13 protein-coding genes and 1 pseudogene are annotated in these 16,507 nt (G+C 73.8%); 7 read left to right on the top strand and 7 right to left on the bottom strand.

What is annotated here, in order from left to right; genetic code table 11:
• Nucleotides 1-86: 86 nt before the first annotated feature.
• The 5 genes from ACSMTC_RS14390 to ACSMTC_RS14370 all read right to left on the bottom strand — a co-directional run bounded on the left by ACSMTC_RS14390 (nt 87) and on the right by ACSMTC_RS14370 (nt 5,630).
• On the bottom strand, nt 87-1,868 hold the full coding sequence (locus ACSMTC_RS14390; protein ID WP_436560084.1) for an acetyl/propionyl/methylcrotonyl-CoA carboxylase subunit alpha: 1,782 nt from the start codon (nt 1,866-1,868) through the stop codon (nt 87-89).
• A gap of 627 nt (nt 1,869-2,495) precedes the next feature.
• Nucleotides 2,496-3,092, bottom strand: a complete 597-nt coding sequence (locus ACSMTC_RS14385; protein ID WP_436560083.1) for a nucleoside triphosphate pyrophosphatase — start codon at nt 3,090-3,092, stop codon at nt 2,496-2,498.
• Nucleotides 3,093-3,183: 91 nt separating this feature from the next.
• On the bottom strand, nt 3,184-3,312 hold the full coding sequence (gene mmpB / locus ACSMTC_RS14380; protein WP_436560082.1) for a morphogenic membrane protein MmpB: 129 nt from the start codon (nt 3,310-3,312) through the stop codon (nt 3,184-3,186).
• A gap of 457 nt (nt 3,313-3,769) precedes the next feature.
• Nucleotides 3,770-3,988, bottom strand: coding sequence for an acyl-CoA carboxylase subunit epsilon (locus tag ACSMTC_RS14375; protein ID WP_436560081.1), 219 nt, complete (start codon nt 3,986-3,988; stop codon nt 3,770-3,772).
• A 52-nt stretch (nt 3,989-4,040) separates the two neighbouring features.
• Complete coding sequence (locus ACSMTC_RS14370) at nt 4,041-5,630, bottom strand: acyl-CoA carboxylase subunit beta (RefSeq protein ID WP_436560080.1); 1,590 nt, start codon at nt 5,628-5,630, stop codon at nt 4,041-4,043.
• A 320-nt stretch (nt 5,631-5,950) separates the two neighbouring features.
• Here ACSMTC_RS14370 and ACSMTC_RS14365 point away from each other — a divergent pair, with 320 nt between their 5' ends.
• The 4 genes and pseudogenes from ACSMTC_RS14365 (at nt 5,951) to ACSMTC_RS14350 (ending at nt 10,631) form a co-directional block, all read left to right on the top strand.
• Entirely contained in the window at nt 5,951-6,844 is an 894-nt protein-coding gene (locus ACSMTC_RS14365) for a biotin--[acetyl-CoA-carboxylase] ligase (RefSeq protein WP_436560079.1), read from the top strand.
• 272 nt (nt 6,845-7,116) lie between these two features.
• Nucleotides 7,117-8,151, top strand: a complete 1,035-nt coding sequence (locus ACSMTC_RS14360; RefSeq protein WP_436564685.1) for an adenylate/guanylate cyclase domain-containing protein — start codon at nt 7,117-7,119, stop codon at nt 8,149-8,151.
• Between the two features lie 229 nt (nt 8,152-8,380).
• Nucleotides 8,381-9,541, top strand: a pseudogene (locus ACSMTC_RS14355) (GGDEF domain-containing protein); the annotation flags it as partial.
• A 730-nt stretch (nt 9,542-10,271) separates the two neighbouring features.
• Complete coding sequence (locus ACSMTC_RS14350; RefSeq protein ID WP_436560078.1) at nt 10,272-10,631, top strand: hypothetical protein; 360 nt, start codon at nt 10,272-10,274, stop codon at nt 10,629-10,631.
• Nucleotides 10,632-10,646: 15 nt separating this feature from the next.
• Here the strand turns inward: ACSMTC_RS14350 and ACSMTC_RS14345 are convergent, their stop codons facing one another.
• Entirely contained in the window at nt 10,647-11,246 is a 600-nt protein-coding gene (locus ACSMTC_RS14345) for a TetR/AcrR family transcriptional regulator (RefSeq protein ID WP_436560077.1), read from the bottom strand.
• Between the two features lie 126 nt (nt 11,247-11,372).
• Here ACSMTC_RS14345 and ACSMTC_RS14340 point away from each other — a divergent pair, with 126 nt between their 5' ends.
• Nucleotides 11,373-12,569, top strand: a complete 1,197-nt coding sequence (locus ACSMTC_RS14340) for a macrolide family glycosyltransferase (protein ID WP_436560076.1) — start codon at nt 11,373-11,375, stop codon at nt 12,567-12,569.
• On the opposite strand, the gene fdhD is transcribed toward ACSMTC_RS14340, so the two are convergent.
• Nucleotides 12,554-13,465 carry a formate dehydrogenase accessory sulfurtransferase FdhD gene (gene fdhD / locus ACSMTC_RS14335; RefSeq protein WP_436560075.1) on the bottom strand — a complete coding sequence of 304 codons (912 nt, stop codon included), beginning with the start codon at nt 13,463-13,465 and terminating at the stop codon, nt 12,554-12,556. The two genes, ACSMTC_RS14340 and fdhD, sit on opposite strands and share 16 nt — an antisense overlap.
• A gap of 208 nt (nt 13,466-13,673) precedes the next feature.
• On the opposite strand from fdhD, the gene hutH reads away from it, so the two are divergent.
• The gene (hutH, locus tag ACSMTC_RS14330) at nt 13,674-15,248 is read left to right on the top strand and encodes a histidine ammonia-lyase (protein ID WP_436560074.1); all 1,575 of its coding nucleotides are present in this window, start codon (nt 13,674-13,676) and stop codon (nt 15,246-15,248) included.
• 348 nt (nt 15,249-15,596) lie between these two features.
• Nucleotides 15,597-16,466: a MurR/RpiR family transcriptional regulator gene (locus tag ACSMTC_RS14325; protein ID WP_436564684.1), complete on the top strand. Its 870-nt coding sequence runs from the start codon at nt 15,597-15,599 to the stop codon at nt 16,464-16,466.
• The last annotated feature ends 41 nt before the right edge of the window (nt 16,467-16,507 follow it).

The raw sequence follows: 16,507 nt of genomic DNA, 5'->3' as shown, positions 1-16,507 counted from the left end.
ACTCGTCCGCGCGGCCCGGCGGGTAAACGCGACCGGTCCGCACGCGCTCAGGCGTACGGACCGGTCGCGGGTGGTGCCGGGGCGGATCAGTCCTTGATCTCGCAGAGGGCGGCGCCGCTGCTGACGCTGGCGCCCACCTCGGCCTTGAGGCCGACGATGGTGCCCGCCTTGTGGGCGTTGAGCGGCTGCTCCATCTTCATCGCCTCCAGGACGACGATGAGGTCGCCCTCGGCGACGGTCTGGCCCTCCTCGACGGCGACCTTGACGATGGTGCCCTGCATCGGCGAGGCGAGGCTGTCACCGCTGATCGCGGAGCCGGCCTTCTTGGCGCCGACCCGGCGCTTGGCCACGGCCTTGCCCGCACCCGCGGCGGCGCCCATGGGGGCCGAGCCGACGCCGAGCGAGGCGGGCAGGGAGACCTCGATGCGCTTGCCGCCGACCTCGACCACGACGGTCTCGCGGCCCTCGGGCTCCTCGCCCTCGCCACCCGCGCCGGTGAAGGCGGGGATGGTGTTGTTGAACTCGGTCTCGATCCAGCGGGTGTAGATCGTGAACGGCCCCTCGCCACCGGTGAGTTCGGGAGCGAACGCGGGGTCGGTGACCACGGCCTGGTGGAACGGGATGGCGGTGGCCATGCCCTCGACCTTGAACTCGGCCAGGGCGCGGGCGGCACGCTGGAGCGCCTGCTTACGGGTGGCGCCGGTGACGATCAGCTTGGCCAGCAGGGAGTCCCAGGCCGGGCCGATGACCGAGCCGCTCTCCACACCCGCGTCCAGCCGGACACCCGGGCCCGACGGCGGGGCGAACAGCGTGACGGTGCCCGGGGCCGGCAGGAAGTTGCGGCCCGGGTCCTCGCCGTTGATGCGGAACTCGAAGGAGTGGCCGCGCACCTCCGGGTCGTCGTAGCCGAGCGGCTCGCCGTCGGCGATCCGGAACATCTCGCGGACCAGGTCGATCCCGGTGACCTCCTCGGAGACCGGGTGCTCCACCTGCAGACGGGTGTTGACCTCCAGGAAGGAGATCAGGCCGTCCTGGGCGACCAGGAACTCGCAGGTGCCGGCGCCGACGTAACCCGCCTCGCGCAGGATCGCCTTGGAAGCGCGGTACAGCTCGGCGTTCTGCTCCTCGGTGAGGAACGGCGCCGGAGCCTCCTCCACCAGCTTCTGGTGGCGGCGCTGCAGGGAGCAGTCACGGGTGGAGACGACGACCACGTTGCCGTGCTGGTCGGCCAGGCACTGGGTCTCCACGTGCCGGGGGTTGTCCAGGTAGCGCTCGACGAAGCACTCGCCGCGCCCGAACGCGGCCACGGCCTCGCGGACCGCCGACTCGTAGAGCTCCGGGATCTCCTCCAGCGTGCGGGCGACCTTCAGACCGCGGCCGCCACCACCGAACGCGGCCTTGATCGCGACCGGCAGGCCGTGCTCGGTCGCGAACGCCACGACCTCGTCCGCACCCGAGACCGGGTCCGGGGTGCCCGCGACCAGCGGCGCGCCGGCGCGCTGGGCCACATGGCGGGCGGTGACCTTGTCGCCGAGGTCGCGGATGGCCTGCGGCGGCGGGCCGATCCAGGTCAGGCCGGCGTCGATCACGGCCTGGGCGAACTCGGCGTTCTCCGACAGGAAGCCGTAGCCCGGGTGGATCGCGTCCGCACCCGAGTCGGCGGCGGCCTGGAGGACCTTGGCGATGTCCAGGTAGCTGGTGGCGGGGGTGTCGCCGCCGAGCGCGTAGGCCTCGTCGGCCGCGCGGACGTGCAGCGCGTCCCGGTCCGGTTCGGCGTACACGGCGACGCTGGCAATACCGGCATCCCGGCAGGCCCGGGCAACGCGGACGGCGATTTCCCCGCGATTGGCGATGAGCACCTTGCGCACTGTGGCTCCCTTCTTGAACCTCGTTGAGTCTAGGGATTGCCGGGTCGTACCGGCGAGTAGCCCCAGATGGTGAGCTTGCCCACACGGAGCGTGACACTGATTCGTGATCGATTGAGCACGGAGCGGCACGCCCTGCAGGTGGGGGAGGCTTCGGGTGGTGGTCGTCGGCGGCCTGCGGAAGCCCGCGGCTCCTCGCCGGGCGCCGTGGTCTTCGCCACAGTCGCTCGACGGCAGCGGCGCCAGCCTATCGGCCGCGCCCCCCGGCGGGACTGGGTCGGAGTGACAGATGTCGGGGCCGGGATCTGTCCGGATCCGCAGCGCGGTCGCGGGAACGACCCGAATGCCCGGCCGCGCCCGGAGTACGGGCGGAGACCACGGAGGGCGCCACGCCGAAGGGCACCGGCGGCGCGGCGGCGAGCTGAGGCTCCGCCATCCGGGAGCAAGTGAGGAAGCGGTCGGAACGGAGGGGAGACGGGTGCCTGGGGGCCTCGCCACCCGAGTTCTCGGCCGGGGCCCCGTTCGGGCGTGGTGCGGCCCCGGACGGTCGGCGGCTCCGCCGTGGAACGCGCCGAGGGGCGGGCGTTCCGCCGGGGGAGCGGCGGGCCGGCAGCGCGGGCCGAACCGGTGTCAGCTCCAGAGGTCGGTCAGCCGGATGTCCAGGTCGGCCAGCAGACGGCGCAGCAGCGGCAGGGAGAGGCCGATGACGTTGCCCGGGTCCCCGTCGATGCCGTCGATGAACGGCGCCGAGCGGCCGTCCAGGGTGAACGCCCCGGCTACGTGCAGCGGTTCGCCGGAGGCGATGTAGGCGGCGACCTCGGCGTCGTCCGGGGTGCCGAAGCGGACGGTGGTGGAGGCGGTCGCCGAGGACTGCTTGCCGGTGGCGGTGTCGATGACGCAGTGACCGGTCCGCAGCACGCCGTCCCGGCCGCGCATCGACTGCCAGCGGGCCAGCGCCTCGGCGGCGTCCGCGGGCTTGCCCAGGGCCTGGCCGTCCAGCTCCAGGACGGAGTCGCAGCCGACCACCAGCTGGCCGTCGGTGAGCTGCTCGGCGACCGCGCGGGCCTTGGCCTCGGCCAGTACCAGCGCCAGCTCGCCGGGGGTCGACGCGGTCAGTGCGTCCTCGTCCACCCCGCTGACGATCACCTGCGGGTCCAGGCCGGCCTGGCGCAGCAGCCCGAGCCGGGCGGGGGAGGCGGAGGCGAGGACGAGGGCGCGCTTGGTCATGCGGCCAAGCCTATGCGGTCCGGCGGAGCGGCCGGTCCGGAACGGCGGATGCGGTGCGGCCGGTCCCGGGCGGCGGTTCCGGGACCCGGGCTCAGACCGCCCTCAGCACGATGCCGGCCGCCGGCAGCAGAGCAGTGATCACCGGACCGGCCCGGCGCGGGCGCTCCTGCGCCTGTCGGGTTTCGGGCGGGGGCTCGTCCCGAGGGGTTGACCGCAGCATCCGTCCAGCCTGCGGCGGCGGGCGTGCCGGACGTCTGGGTATCCGTACTTAAGACCGACCGGCAATAGGGAGCGTGGATGAAGAAGGGGGTCCCCCCGGCCGAAGGCTGGGGGAGGGGCGAGAGCCGAGTCTGGGCGTGCATCGTGCGGGGGCACCCCCAGCCGCCAGGCTGGGGGAAGAGAGCGCAGCGGCGCTGCGCGCGACGAGGGATGTGCGTTCGAGGGCCCCTCGCCCCCAGCCTTCGGCCGGGGGTGCCCCCGCCCGATGGCGGGCAAGGACGGCCCCTCCTGCCCGATGGCGGGCAAGGAGGGAGAGAGAGCTATCGGCACGCGACGCCGCGGGCCCTATTGCCGGTCGGTCTGAGTTCGTCCGCGTTCTCCGGTGCGCCCATGACACCGGAGTGGCGGCCGTCCGCTCCCCGCGCCGTGGGCACGGGGAGCGGACGGCCACCACCTGGTCAGCCGGCCCAGCCGGAGGTGCGCCAGGCATGGCCGCCGTGCCGGGGCATGCGGCGCATCAGCCTGGCCCGGTCGTTCCACGCGGAGGCCGGGCCGCTCGCCCGCCGGGCCGCGTCGAGCGCGGCCTGTGCGGCGGCGGCCCGGGTCTGGACCACCGCCAGGACGGTGGCCAGCTCCTCGGGGGTCGGCTGCCCGTGCAGCACCTGAATCGGAGGCATGCTCATATCCTCTTCCTGTTCGGACCGGACCGGAAGTGCGCGAAAGGTCCGACTACAGCGGGATGTTGCCGTGCTTCTTGGGCGGGAGCACCTCGCGCTTGCCGCGCAGCGCGCGCAGCCCGCGCACGATGTGCCGACGGGTCTCGCTCGGCGCGATCACGGCGTCCACGTAGCCGCGTTCGGCGGCCAGGTAGGGGTTGAGCAGGGTGTCCTCGTAGGAGGCGAGCAGTTCGGCGCGCCGGGCTTCGGCGTTCCCCGCGGCCTCCGCCTCGGCGATCTCGCGGCGGTGCAGGATGTTGACCGCGCCCTGGGCTCCCATCACGGCGATCTGCGCGGTCGGCCAGGCCAGGTTGAGGTCCGCACCCAGGTGCTTGGAGCCCATGACGTCGTAGGCGCCGCCGAAGGCCTTGCGGGTGATCACGGTGATCAGCGGGACGGTGGCCTCGGCGTAGGCGTAGATCAGCTTGGCGCCGCGGCGGATGATGCCGTCCCACTCCTGGCCGGTGCCGGGCAGGAAGCCGGGGACGTCGACGAAGGTGAGCACCGGGATGTTGAAGGCGTCGCAGGTGCGCACGAAGCGCGCGGCCTTCTCGCTGGCGGCGATGTCCAGGCAGCCCGCCAGGTCCATCGGCTGGTTGCCGACCACGCCGACCGGATGCCCCTCGACCCGGCCGAAGCCGGTGATGATGTTGCCCGCGTACAGCGGCTGGGTCTCCAGGAACTCGCCGTCGTCCAGGATGTGTTCGATCACCGTGTGCATGTCGTACGGCTGGTTCGCCGAGTCCGGCACGAGGGTGTCGAGTTCGAGGTCCTCCTCGGTGACCGAGAGGTTCGCCTGCTCCGGGTAGGAGGGCGGGTCCGAGAGGTTGTTGGACGGCAGGTAGGAGAGCAGGCTCTTGACGTACTCGACGGCCTCCTTCTCGTCGGCGGCCAGGTAGTGCGCGTTGCCGGACTTGGTGTTGTGGGTGCGCGCGCCGCCCAGCTCCTCCATGCCGACGTCCTCGCCGGTGACCGTCTTGATGACGTCGGGGCCGGTGATGAACATGTGCGAGGTCTGGTCGGCCATCACCACGAAGTCGGTGACGGCGGGGGAGTAGACCGCGCCGCCCGCGCACGGGCCCATGATCAGCGAGATCTGCGGGATGACACCCGAGGCGTGCACGTTGCGGCGGAAGATCTCGCCGTAGAGGCCGAGCGAGACCACGCCCTCCTGGATCCGGGCGCCGCCGGAGTCGTTGATGCCGATGATCGGGCAGCCGGTCTTCAGCGCGAAGTCCATCACCTTGACGATCTTCTCGCCGAAGACCTCGCCCAGCGATCCGCCGAATACGGTGAAGTCCTGTGCGAACACCGCGACTTGGCGGCCGTCGACGGTGCCGTAGCCGGTGACCACGCCGTCGCCGTACGGCCGGTTCTTCTCCTGGCCGAAGTTGGTGGAGCGGTGGCGGGCGAACTCGTCGAACTCCACGAAGGAGTCCTCGTCGAGGAGTTCGGCCACCCGCTCACGGGCCGTCAGCTTGCCCTTGGCATGCTGCTTCTCGACCGCGGCGGCGGAGCCGGAGTGCACCGCCTCGTCGAGCCTGCGCCGCAGGTCGGCAAGTTTTCCGGCGGTGGTGTGCGGGTCGTACGGCGCCTCGGTCATCCGGTGGCTCTCCCTGGTCCATGGGCCGCGACCTGTTCGGGACGCGTGAGGGCGCGTGCGGGCAGGGCGGCGCTGCGAACTACCGTTGGGTAGCGTAGCCAGCGCGGGCGGCTTGCGGTTATGGCCATCGACACAGTGTGTTCATCCGGTCTTCTGCGGGACGATGGGGCGGCCTACGGCCAGTACCGGGCAGGGGTTTGCGGGATGCACCCCGCCGCACGGGCGCTCCGAGGCCGCAGCGGGCCCCGCCGGACGCGGCAGCCTTCCGACTCGCGCGCTCACGCGCGGCCCTGACCGCCCCGCCGTCGTACGCTGACCTGGTGACCGAGCCGATTCGCCCCCGCCGCAGCGGTCTGCGTGGCTTCGGCCACGACGGACCTTCCCCCTGGACCGACCTCGAACGCCCGCCGCTGGACGCCGCCGGGCTGAGCCGCGACCTCGTGGTCCCGGAAGGACTCTGGACCGCCGTCGACGTGGTCACCGAGACCGGATCCACCAACACCGACCTCGCCGCCCGGGCCAGGGCGGGCGAGCCGGAGGGCGCCGTCCTGATCGCCGAGGTGCAGAACACGGCCCGCGGCCGTCTGGACCGGGTGTGGAGCGCCCCCGCGCGGTCCGGCCTCTTCCTCTCCATGCTGCTGCGCCCCACCGCCGTGCCGATGGAGCGGTACGGCTGGCTGCCGATCCTGGTCGGTGTCGCGGCGGCCAGCACGCTCGGCCGGGTCTCGGAGGTCGAGATCGGCCTGAAGTGGCCCAATGACCTGCTGGTCACCGTGGACGGCGCCGAGCGCAAGCTGGGCGGCATCCTCACCGAGCTGAGCGGCGGCGCGGTGATCGCCGGCCTCGGCGTCAACGTCTCGCTGCGCCAGTCCGAGCTGCCCGTCCCCACCGCCGCCTCACTGGTCCTGGCCGGGGCCCGGGTGGCCGACCGGGAGACCCTGCTGCGCGCCCTGCTGCGGGAGTTCGCCGAGCTGTACGGGGAGTGGGTGGCGGCGGCGGGCGATCCGCACGCCAGCGGACTGCTGCCCGCCTACGCGGCCCGCTGCACCACCCTGGGCCGGTCGGTGCGGGTCCAGCTGCCGGGCGACCGCGAACTGGTCGGCGAGGCGGTGGCGGTGGACGGCCTCGGCCGGCTGGTGGTCCGCACCCCTGACGGCGAGCGCCACCCGGTCGCCGCCGGGGACGTCGTGCACGTACGGCCGGACCGGGCGTGAGTGCGGCCCGGCCGGGTGGGACACCGGGGTCCTGACGGAGTCCTGATCCGGCCTTGTCCCGGCCGGATGCCCCGGATCGCGTGATTCCGTGCGAACATTCCACCTGGCAGCGGTGTGAGGCGCGCCACTACCCGCGCGGTGGTCGGGGCGCCCCTGGGACAGGGCAGGGCGAGAGACAAGTGCGGCAACCGCACGGGGACGGACCGGTGGTAGACGAAAACGTCGGTGGCGACGGCGGCGACGCGGCGGGCTCGGACGAGCAGACGGTCGCGCTGGACCTGGAACGGCTGATCCTCGACGCGCCACGCCGGTACACGCCGTACCAGGCCGCCCGGGCCGCCGACGTGCCGATGGAGCTGGCCACCCGCTTCTGGCGGGCCATGGGCTTCCCGGACATCGGCCAGTCCCGGGCCCTCACCGACGGCGACGTGATCGCGCTGCGCAGGCTGGCGGGCCTGGTGGAGTCCGGGCTGATCAGCGAGCCGATGGCGATCCAGGTGGCCCGCTCCACCGGCCAGACCACCGCGCGGCTGGCCGGCTGGCAGATGGACACCTTCCTGGAGAACCTCACCCAGTCCATCGAACCCGGCATGACCAGGGCCGACGTCGCCTATCCGCTGGTCGAACTGCTGCTGCCGGAGCTGGAGCAGTTCCTGGTCTACGTCTGGCGGCGCCAGCTGGCCGCCGTCACCGGCCGGGTGGTGCAGGCCGCCGAGGACACCGAGATCACCAGCGGCCGGCTCGCCGTCGGCTTCGCCGACCTGGTCGGCTTCACCCGGCTCTCCCGCCGCCTGGAGGAGGAGGAACTCGGCACGCTGGTCGAGAGCTTCGAGAACACCTGCTCCGACCTGATCGCCGGATTCGGCGGCCGGGTGATCAAGACCCTGGGCGACGAGATCCTCTACGTCACCGAGGATCCGGCCACCGCCGCCGAGATCGCCCTCAGCCTGGTCGAGACGCTGGCCAAGGAGGACTCCATCCCCGCCCTGCGGGTCGGCATGGCCTTCGGCACCGTCACCTCCCGGATGGGCGACGTCTTCGGCACCACGGTGAACCTGGCCAGCCGGCTGACCTCGATCGCACCCAAGGACGCGGTATTGGTGGACGGCGAGTTCGCCGTCGCGCTGGAGCAGAACGGCGGGGTCGTGCCGCCGTCGGTCTGCGCCTCGGTGGACGGACTCGACGAGCACCAGGCGGCCGGCTCCGCCGAGCACCGGTTCCACCTGCAGCCGATGTGGCGCCGTCCGGTGCGTGGACTGGGGCTGGTGGAGCCCTGGCTGCTGAGCCGTCACGTCCACGATCTCTGAGACCGGGCCTCCCCGGATTCGCACGGATTCGCTCGGACAAATGGGGCCAAGTCCCGGCAAATGACCATAACCTTGGTCCAGGATGGCAGTCCTGGAGCGTTCGGGGTGCTCCGGGACGGGCCCGGGGGCCAGGGATGAGGCGAGGCGACCAATGACGGAACCCGTGCACGTGTCCCTGCCGCCGGCCCTCGACCCGCGACTGCAGGCGGTCGTCGAGCTGGCCCAGGACATGGCCGCCGCTCTCGCCCCGCTGGACGCCGTCCGGGCCGCCGCCGCCTCGGCCGCCGCCGCGCTCGACGCCACCATGGCCGCCGTCTCGGTGTGGGACCGCGAGTCGGGCCGGCTGCGGGTGCTGGTCAACCACGGCGACCTGGCCCCGGGTGAGGAGGAGCTGCCGGAGAACGAGTCCTACCCGGTGGCGGACTTCCCCGAGATCGTCGCCTATCTGGAAGAGCACTGGGCCACCGGCCGCCTGCCGCGCGCCTGGGTGCAGACCACCGAGAACGCCGACGCGCAGCGCTCCGTGCACGCGCACCCGGGCGCCGGCGCGTTCTGCGGGCAGCGCGCCGTCGGACTGCGCCGGCGCGGCCGGGAGTGCTGCCTGGTCGCGCCGATCGTGCTGCACGGCCAGGCCTGGGGGGAGCTCTACCTGGCCCGGACGGCCGGTCTGCCGCTCTTCACCGACTCGGACGCCGACTACGCCACCCTGCTGGCCGCCCAGATCTCCGCCGGGCTCGCCCAGACCGAGCGCCTGGCCGACCTGCGCCGCCTCGCCTTCACCGACCCGCTCACCGGCCTCGCCAACCGCAGGGCCGTGGACGCCCGGCTGGAGAGCGCCCTGGCGGCCCACAACCGGGACAACACCGTGGTCAGCCTGGTGGTCTGCGATGTCAACGGGCTCAAGCGGGTCAACGACCAGCTGGGCCACGAGGTCGGCGACCGGCTGCTCGAACGGTTCGCCCACCAGCTCTCGCTGGCCGCCGCCAGGCTCCCCGGAAGCCTGGCCGCCCGGCTCGGCGGTGACGAGTTCTGCCTGCTGGCCGAGGGACAGAAGTCGGACGAAGTCGTCGCGGTGGCCGAGGAGTTGTGCACCCGTGCGCTGGACCTGGCGGACGGCGAGGGGGTCGCCTGCGGGGTGGCCTCCACCGGCGACCCGATCGGCCCGGTCACCACCCCGGACCGGCTGTTCCGGCTCGCCGACGCAGCCCAGTACCGGGCCAAGGCCGCCCGGGCCGACCGCCCGGTGGTCGCCGGGCGCGGCCACGGCCCCGGCTTCACCCCCGACCCGACCGTGCTGCTGGCCGACTCCGCCGACCCGCACCACCGCGCGGAGGGCCGCCGCCCCGTCCCGGGCCGCGCGCACTTCGGCGACCGGCGCAGGTTCCGCGGCGCGGCCGTCCACAGCGCCGACCCCGGACAGCTACTCGCCGTGGTGCTCGCCTCGCTCGACCGGTACGGCTCGGTCCGCACCCACCACCCCGCCGACACCCTCAGCCGGCTGGTCACCGTCGCGGAGGCCGCCGCCCGGCTGCTGGACGCGGTCGGCTGGCGGGTCAGCTACGTGCCGCCGGGCTCGCAGCAGATGCGCACCGCCCGGCACGCCGTCTACCGGATGACCAGCGGGCCGACCGGCGGCGGCGCCGAGACCCAGCGGGCCCGGGTCGAGGCCCCCGACGCGGTCTTCGACCTCGGCTACTACCCGCTCACCCGCCGGGCGGTGCGCGGCGGGGCCTTCGCGCTGCGCTCCGGCGCCGCCGGGAACGACCCGGCGGAGGAGGCGATGATGGTGGTCAGCGGCTACAAGGGCATACTCGCGGCCGGCGGCGGCAACGCGGCGGGCGGCTGGCTGGTGGAGCTGTTCGCGGACGAGTCCACCCTGCCGTTCGGCCCGGTCACCGCCGCACTCCGGGCCCTGGCCGCGGTCGCCCTCTCCGGGCCGGCCTCGCCGCCGCCCTGAGCCCGGACCACCCGGCGGGAGGCGTGTGCGCGGTGGCGGACCGGTCCCGCCCCGGTGCGGCGTGCTCGTGGCACGGCGCCCGGTGCTGTCGTAACGGCCGTGCGTGATGCGAGAGTTTACGTCGGCTTCGGCCGTGGGGCCGGAGCGGGGAACGGGGGGAGCCATGCGTACACGTCCGGCCGCGGTACTGCTCGCACTGGCCCTGGCCGTCGGCGGGGCCGCCCTGACGGGACCGGCGTCGGCTGCGCCGCGTACGGCCGCGGCCGCTCCGGGTGCGGCTCCGGCTCCGGCGGTCGGCCGGGATGCCGCGGCGGCCGGCCAGGGCCGGGTGCGGGTGGAGGCGCGGGCGCGGCCGTCCGAGCAGCTGGCGAGGGGCAGGTCCAGGAGCAGGAAGCGGCGGGGTCTCTTCGGGAGGCTGGTCGGAGCGGTCTTCGGCCTGGTCGCGCTGTTCGTGGTGCTGTTCGTCGTCCTCGTGCTGGTGATCGTAGTGCGGCGCGGCGGCCGTCGGCCGGGCCGCGGTTGACGCGGGGGTACCCGGTCAGGGGCGCAGCGCGCGCAGCAGCGCCTCGACCATGGCGTCCGCGTACGCCTGGTCGATCGGGCCGGTGCCCAGCAGCCAGCGGTAGTGCAGCGGGCCGTAGACGAGGTCCACGGCGAGGTCCAGGTCGAGGTCCTCGGCCAGCTGCCCGGCCCGCTGGGCGCTGCGCAGCCGCTCCTTGGTGACCTCAAGCAGGGGTTCGAGCAGCCGGGTCCGGTACTCCCGGAGCAGGACGGGATCGAGCTGGATCTCGGCCGAGATGGCGCGGCCGACCCGCTCGAAGGCCGGGTCGGCGAGCTGTTCGGCGGCCGGCCGGAGCAGTGCCCGCAGGTCGGCGGCCAGGTCCCCGGTGTCGGGGAGGTCCAGGCTGCCGGCCTCGTTCTCGTTGGCGGCCAGGAAGGCGTCGAAGACCACCGCCCCCTTCGAGGGCCACCAGCGGTAGATGGTCTGCTTGCCGACGCCCGCCCGGGCGGCGATCGCCTCGATGGTGAGTTTCGCGTAGCCGAGCTCGGTCGCCAGCTCGGCGGCGGCGGTGAGGATGGCCTGTCTGGAGCGTTCGCTGCGGCGGGCCGGGTCCGGGGTGCTGCTGCTGCGTGCCATGGGCGGGATTCTAGCGGCTGACGAGACGGAACGTATCGTCTTGACGTGATCAGCCGGGGTTGTGCACTCTGGAGCGGCGGCGAGACGGATCGTCTCGCCGGGATCGATCCCCGATCTGGAGGACGCATGCCCCGCCCCGCGCACATCGCCATGGTCTCCATCCCGGCCCACGGCCACGTCAACCCGAGTCTGGAGGTCATCCGCGAGCTGGTGGCGCGCGGACACCGCGTCAGCTACGCCAACGACCCGTCGTTCGCCGCCGTCGTGGAGTCCACCGGCGCCCGCCTGGTGCCGTGTGACTCCACCCTGCCGCTCACCGGCGATCCGTCGGGCTGGCCCGACGACCTGGTCGACGTGCAGGACCTCTTCCTGGACGACGCGATCGCGATGCTCCCGCAGCTGCGCGCCGCCTTCGACGGCGACCCGCCGGACCTGGTGCTGTGCGACATCGCCGCCTACGCCGCCCGGGTGCTGGCCGAGAGCTTGGAGGCGCCGATCGTCCAGCTCTCGCCGACCTATGTCGCCTGGGAGGGCTACGAGCAGGACATGGCGCCGGTCTTCGAGCCGGTGATGGGCAGCCCTCGCGGCATCGAGCACTACGCGCGCTTCGCCGACTGGCTCACCGCGAACGGCGCCGGCGGCGACCGTCCCGACCCGAAGGCGTTCACCGGCCGGCCGGACCGCAGTCTCGTACTGGTCCCGCGCGCCCTGCAGCCCAACGCGGACCGGGTCGATCCGGGGCGGTACACCTTCCTCGGACCCTGCCTCGGCGACCGCTCCGGGCAAGGGAGTTGGGGGCGGCCGCCGGGCGCCGAGCGGGTGCTGCTGATCTCGCTGGGCTCGGCCTTCACCCAGCAGCCCGCGTTCTACCGGGAGTGCCTGAAGGCCTTCGGCGAGCTGCCCGGCTGGCACGTGGTGCTCCAGATCGGCCGGCATGTGGACCCCGCGGAGCTGGGCGGGATCCCCGGCAACGTCGAGGTGCACCCGTGGGTGCCCCAACTCGCCGTACTGGAACAGGCCGACGCGTTCATCACCCATGCCGGGATGGGCGGCGCGAGCGAGGGGCTGTACTGCGGGCTGCCGATGATCGCCGTACCGCAGGCGGCGGACCAGTTCTCCAACGCCGACAAGCTGGTCGAACTCGGCGTCGGGCGGCGGCTCGACACCGCGGAGGCCACCGCCTCGGCACTGCGCACCGCCCTGGTGGAGCTCACCGCGGACCCGGAGGTGGCGGAGCGGCTGGCGGCGATCCGCGGCGAACTCCGCGCGCACGGCGGCACCGCGAGGGCCGCCGACCTGATCGAGGCCTACCTGCCGGGCTGACGCCCGCCGGCGGAGGCCGGGTCCGCGTCCTCGGCGGCCTCCGGGCGGCCGGCCGCCTCGACGCGGTCCGGGCGGCCGGTCGCCTCGACACGGTCCGCTCGGGTGTAGACGTTGGCGCTGTGGCCGCGGAGGAAGCCGACCAGGGTGAGGCCCAGTTCCTCGGCCAGGTCCACCGCGAGTGAGGACGGTGCCGAGACGGCGGCGAGCAGGGGGATCCCGGCGAGGGCCGCCTTCTGGGTCAGCTCGAACGAGGCGCGGCCGCTGACCAGCAGCAGATGCCCGGTCAGCGGCAGCCGCCCCTCGCGCAGCGCCCACCCGATCACCTTGTCCACCGCGTTGTGCCGGCCGACGTCCTCGCGGGCGCAGAGCAGTTCGCCGCTTCGGGTGAACAGGCCCGCCGCGTGCAGTCCGCCGGTGGACTCGAAGGTCCGCTGCGCCGCGCGCAGCCGGTCCGGCAGGGCGTAGAGCAGTTCCGGGGGGACGGTCAGCGGGTCCTGGTCGAGCGGATGGCGGATGTGCATCCGGACCGCGTCGACGGTGTCCCGGCCGCAGAGGCCGCAGGCGCTGGTGGTCAGCAGGTTGCGGTGGCTGGAGAGGGCGGTGGCGGCGCCGCGTACGGTCGCGTCCACCACGTTGTAGCTGTTCTCGCCGTCGGCTTCGGTCCCGGCGCAGTAGCGCAGGGCGGCCAGCTGCTCGCCGCGGTCCAGCAGGCCCTCGCCGACCAGGAACCCGGCCACCAGGTCGAAGTCGTGTCCGGGGGTGCGCATGGTCACCGTCAGCGACTGGCCGCCGACCCGGATCTCCAGCGGCTCCTCCGCCGCCAGCGCGTCCGGCCGCGCCCCTCGCTCGTCTCCGCGCAGCCGCACCACCCGCCGCCGCACCGTCGCCCGTGCCATCAGCCCTCCGCCTCCCCTTGTCTCCTCGCCCAGCTTGCGTCACGCCGCGGCCGGGCGGGAAATCCACCGGGCCCGCCGGGCTCCGCCGCCCGGGGGACGCCGGTGTCCGCCGCTGCCGCCGCCCTGGGTTGCGGGTGCCGCGGAACGAGATCTCCCCGAACCATGGTTGTCATATCTTCATTCACCTGCTGTGATTATGTATATGGATATGCACAGTGCTGTGGCCCCCGACGCGCCGCTCGTGCTGGTCGGCAAGGCCGACGTAAGCGCCGAGGACGTGGTTGCCGTCGCGCGGGGCAATGCCCGGGTCGAGATCGGGCCGGACGCGCTCGCCGAGATGGCGGACGCCCGCGCGCGGATCGATGCTCTCGCGGCCGAGCCGCGTCCCGTCTACGGGGTCTCCACCGGGTTCGGCGCGCTCGCCGTCCGGCACATCAGCCCCGAGCTGCGGGCACAGCTCCAGCGGTCACTGGTCCGCTCGCACGCCGCCGGAATGGGGCCGGTGGTGGAGCGCGAGGTGGTCAGGGCGCTGATGTTCCTGCGGATGAAGACGCTGGCCTCCGGCCGTACCGGTGTCCGCCCGCTGGTCGCGCAGACCATGGCCGCCATCCTCAACGCCGGAATCACCCCGGTGGTGCGGGAGTTCGGCTCGCTGGGCTGCTCCGGCGACCTGGCGCCGCTGTCGCACTGCGCACTGGTCCTGATGGGCGAGGGCGAGGCCTTCGGCCCGGACGGCGAGCCGCGTCCGGCCGGTGAGCTGCTGGCGGAGGCCGGGATCGAGCCGGTCGAGCTGCTGGAGAAGGAGGGCCTGGCCCTCATCAACGGCACCGACGGCATGCTCGGCATGCTGGTGATGGCCATCGCCGACCTGGCCCGCCTGTTCACCACGGCCGACATCACCGCCGCGATGAGCCTGGAGGCACTGCTCGGCAGCGAGCGGGTGCTCGCCCCCGAGCTGCACGCTCCGATCCGCCCGCACCCCGGCCAGGCGCTCAGCGCGGCCAACATGCTCGCCGTCCTCCAGGGCTCCGAGCTGACCGGACACCACCGGGACGACGAGCCGCGCGTCCAGGACGCGTACTCCATCCGCTGCGCCCCGCAGGTGGCCGGCGCCGGTCGTGACACCCTCGCGCACGCCCAGCTGGTGGCCTCCCGCGAGCTGGCCGCCTCGGTCGACAACCCCGTGGTGCTGCCCGACGGCCGGGTCGAGTCGAACGGCAACTTCCACGGCGCCCCGGTCGCGTACGTGCTGGACTTCCTCGCCATCGCCGCCGCCGACCTGGGCTCGATCTCCGAGCGCCGCACCGACCGGCTGCTCGACAAGGCGCGCTCGCACGGTCTGCCGGCCTTCCTGGCGGACGACCCGGGCGTGGACTCCGGCCTGATGATCGCCCAGTACACCCAGGCCGCCCTGGTCAGCGAGAACAAGCGCCTGGCCGTCCCGGCCTCGGTGGACTCCATCCCCTCCTCGGCGATGCAGGAGGACCATGTCTCGATGGGCTGGTCCGCCGCCCGCAAGCTGCGCCAGGCCGTGGACAACCTCGGCCGGATCCTCGCGGTCGAGCTGACCGCCGCCGCCCGCGCGCTGGAGATCCGTACCGACAACGGCAGCGGGCCGACCGCACCCGCCACTGCCGCCGCGGTGTCGGCCGCGCGCGCGGCCGGTGTCGGCGGGCCCGGACGGGACCGCTTCCTGTCGCCCGACCTGGAGGCCGCCGCCGCGATGGTCGCCTCGGGCGAGCTGGTCCGGGCCGTCGAGCGGGTGGCCGGGCCGCTGGCCTGACCCGCCGGGCGGGGCCCGGGCCCGCTGGACAGGGCCCGGGCCGGTCGGTCGGCAGGGGTGCGGGATGCCGTCGGCCGACCGGGTGAGCGAGCCGGAAGGCGACCGGGCCCGCTCCGCCGCGGCGGAGCGCCGCCGACGCCTTCCGCGGCGCGCACGGGGTTCGCCGGGCGGAGCCCCGTGCCGCCGCCCGGCAGCCCCGGGAGGCCGCCCGATTTCCCCGGGACGGCTTTCCCGGTGTTCGATACGTCGTTGCCCGCCCGGCGGGACTGCGCCACAGTCGTCCCAGCCGCCGTGACCGCTCCCGTGGCCGACGGCGTGCGCTGCAACCAGAGCTCGGAGGTACCGCTGATGACCGCCATGGACGAGACCGGCAGTGCCGGTCCCTCCGCCCGCCTGCTGCAGCTCTTCGAGGGGCACCGGCTCACCCCGACCCAGCGGCGGATCGCGCACTCCCTGGTCCGGCACGCCACCGAGGCACCGTTCCTCTCCAGCGTCGAGGTGGCCGAACTCGCCGGGGTGAGCCAGCCCTCGGTCACCCGCTTCGCGGTCGCGCTCGGTTTCGACGGCTACCCGGCGCTGCGCCGACAGCTGCGCGAGCTGGGCGCGGGGGAGCAGGCGCCGCCCGAGACGCCCGACGACGCGGTCCGCAACGAGCACCAGCAGGCCGTACTCGCCGAGATCGAGCACCTGCGCCACCTGGCCGAGCTGCTCGCCGACCCCGAACCGATCGTCCGCGCCGCCCGGCTGCTGGCCGCCTCCCGTCCGCTGCCGGTGCTCGGACTGCGCGCGGCCTCCGCCCAGGCCAGGGGCTTCGCGTACTTCGCGGCCAAGGTGCACCCGGACATCCGGCTGCTGGACGAGGGCGGCAGCATGCTCGCCGACCGGCTGGAACAGGCCGCCGCAGCCGGGGCGACCGCACTGCTCTGCTTCGCCCTGCCGCGCTATCCGCGCGAACTCATGGACGCCCTCACCGTCGCCAGGGACTGCGGACTGACCGTCCTCACCGTCGCCGACAGCGCCTTCGCCCCGGTCGCCAAGCTCTCCGACCTCCTCCTTCCGGCGGCCGTCGGCACCGGCCTGGTCTTCGACACCGCCTGCGCGCCGATGATGCTCGGCCGGGTCCTGCTGCAGAGCATGTGTGACGAACTCCCTGGCGCGGAGGCCAGGTTGGAGGCCATCGAGCACTCGGCGGCGGCCCGGGGCCTGTTCTTGGAGTAGGCACGGCCTGGAACAGGCACGACCTGGAACGGGCACGGCCG

The organism is Kitasatospora sp. HPM-01-4, assembly GCF_051374625.1.
GTDB lineage: Bacteria > Actinomycetota > Actinomycetes > Streptomycetales > Streptomycetaceae > Kitasatospora.
The sequence above is the reverse complement of the archived record's forward strand: the minus strand, read 5'-3'. Positions and strand labels throughout refer to the sequence as shown.

What these genes read in the sequence shown, in the direction of transcription:
- ACSMTC_RS14385 (WP_436560083.1), bottom strand. Translation starts at nt 3,092, where the DNA reads ATGACCAAGCGCGCCCTCGTCCTCGCCTCCGCCTCCCCCGCCCGGCTC.
- mmpB (WP_436560082.1), bottom strand. Translation starts at nt 3,312, where the DNA reads ATGCTGCGGTCAACCCCTCGGGACGAGCCCCCGCCCGAAACCCGACAG.
- ACSMTC_RS14375 (WP_436560081.1), bottom strand. Translation starts at nt 3,988, where the DNA reads ATGCCTCCGATTCAGGTGCTGCACGGGCAGCCGACCCCCGAGGAGCTG.
- ACSMTC_RS14370 (WP_436560080.1), bottom strand. Translation starts at nt 5,630, where the DNA reads ATGACCGAGGCGCCGTACGACCCGCACACCACCGCCGGAAAACTTGCC.
- ACSMTC_RS14350 (WP_436560078.1), top strand. Translation starts at nt 10,272, where the DNA reads ATGCGTACACGTCCGGCCGCGGTACTGCTCGCACTGGCCCTGGCCGTC.
- ACSMTC_RS14345 (WP_436560077.1), bottom strand. Translation starts at nt 11,246, where the DNA reads ATGGCACGCAGCAGCAGCACCCCGGACCCGGCCCGCCGCAGCGAACGC.
- ACSMTC_RS14340 (WP_436560076.1), top strand. Translation starts at nt 11,373, where the DNA reads ATGCCCCGCCCCGCGCACATCGCCATGGTCTCCATCCCGGCCCACGGC.
- fdhD (WP_436560075.1), bottom strand. Translation starts at nt 13,465, where the DNA reads ATGGCACGGGCGACGGTGCGGCGGCGGGTGGTGCGGCTGCGCGGAGAC.
- hutH (WP_436560074.1), top strand. Translation starts at nt 13,674, where the DNA reads ATGCACAGTGCTGTGGCCCCCGACGCGCCGCTCGTGCTGGTCGGCAAG.
- ACSMTC_RS14325 (WP_436564684.1), top strand. Translation starts at nt 15,597, where the DNA reads ATGACCGCCATGGACGAGACCGGCAGTGCCGGTCCCTCCGCCCGCCTG.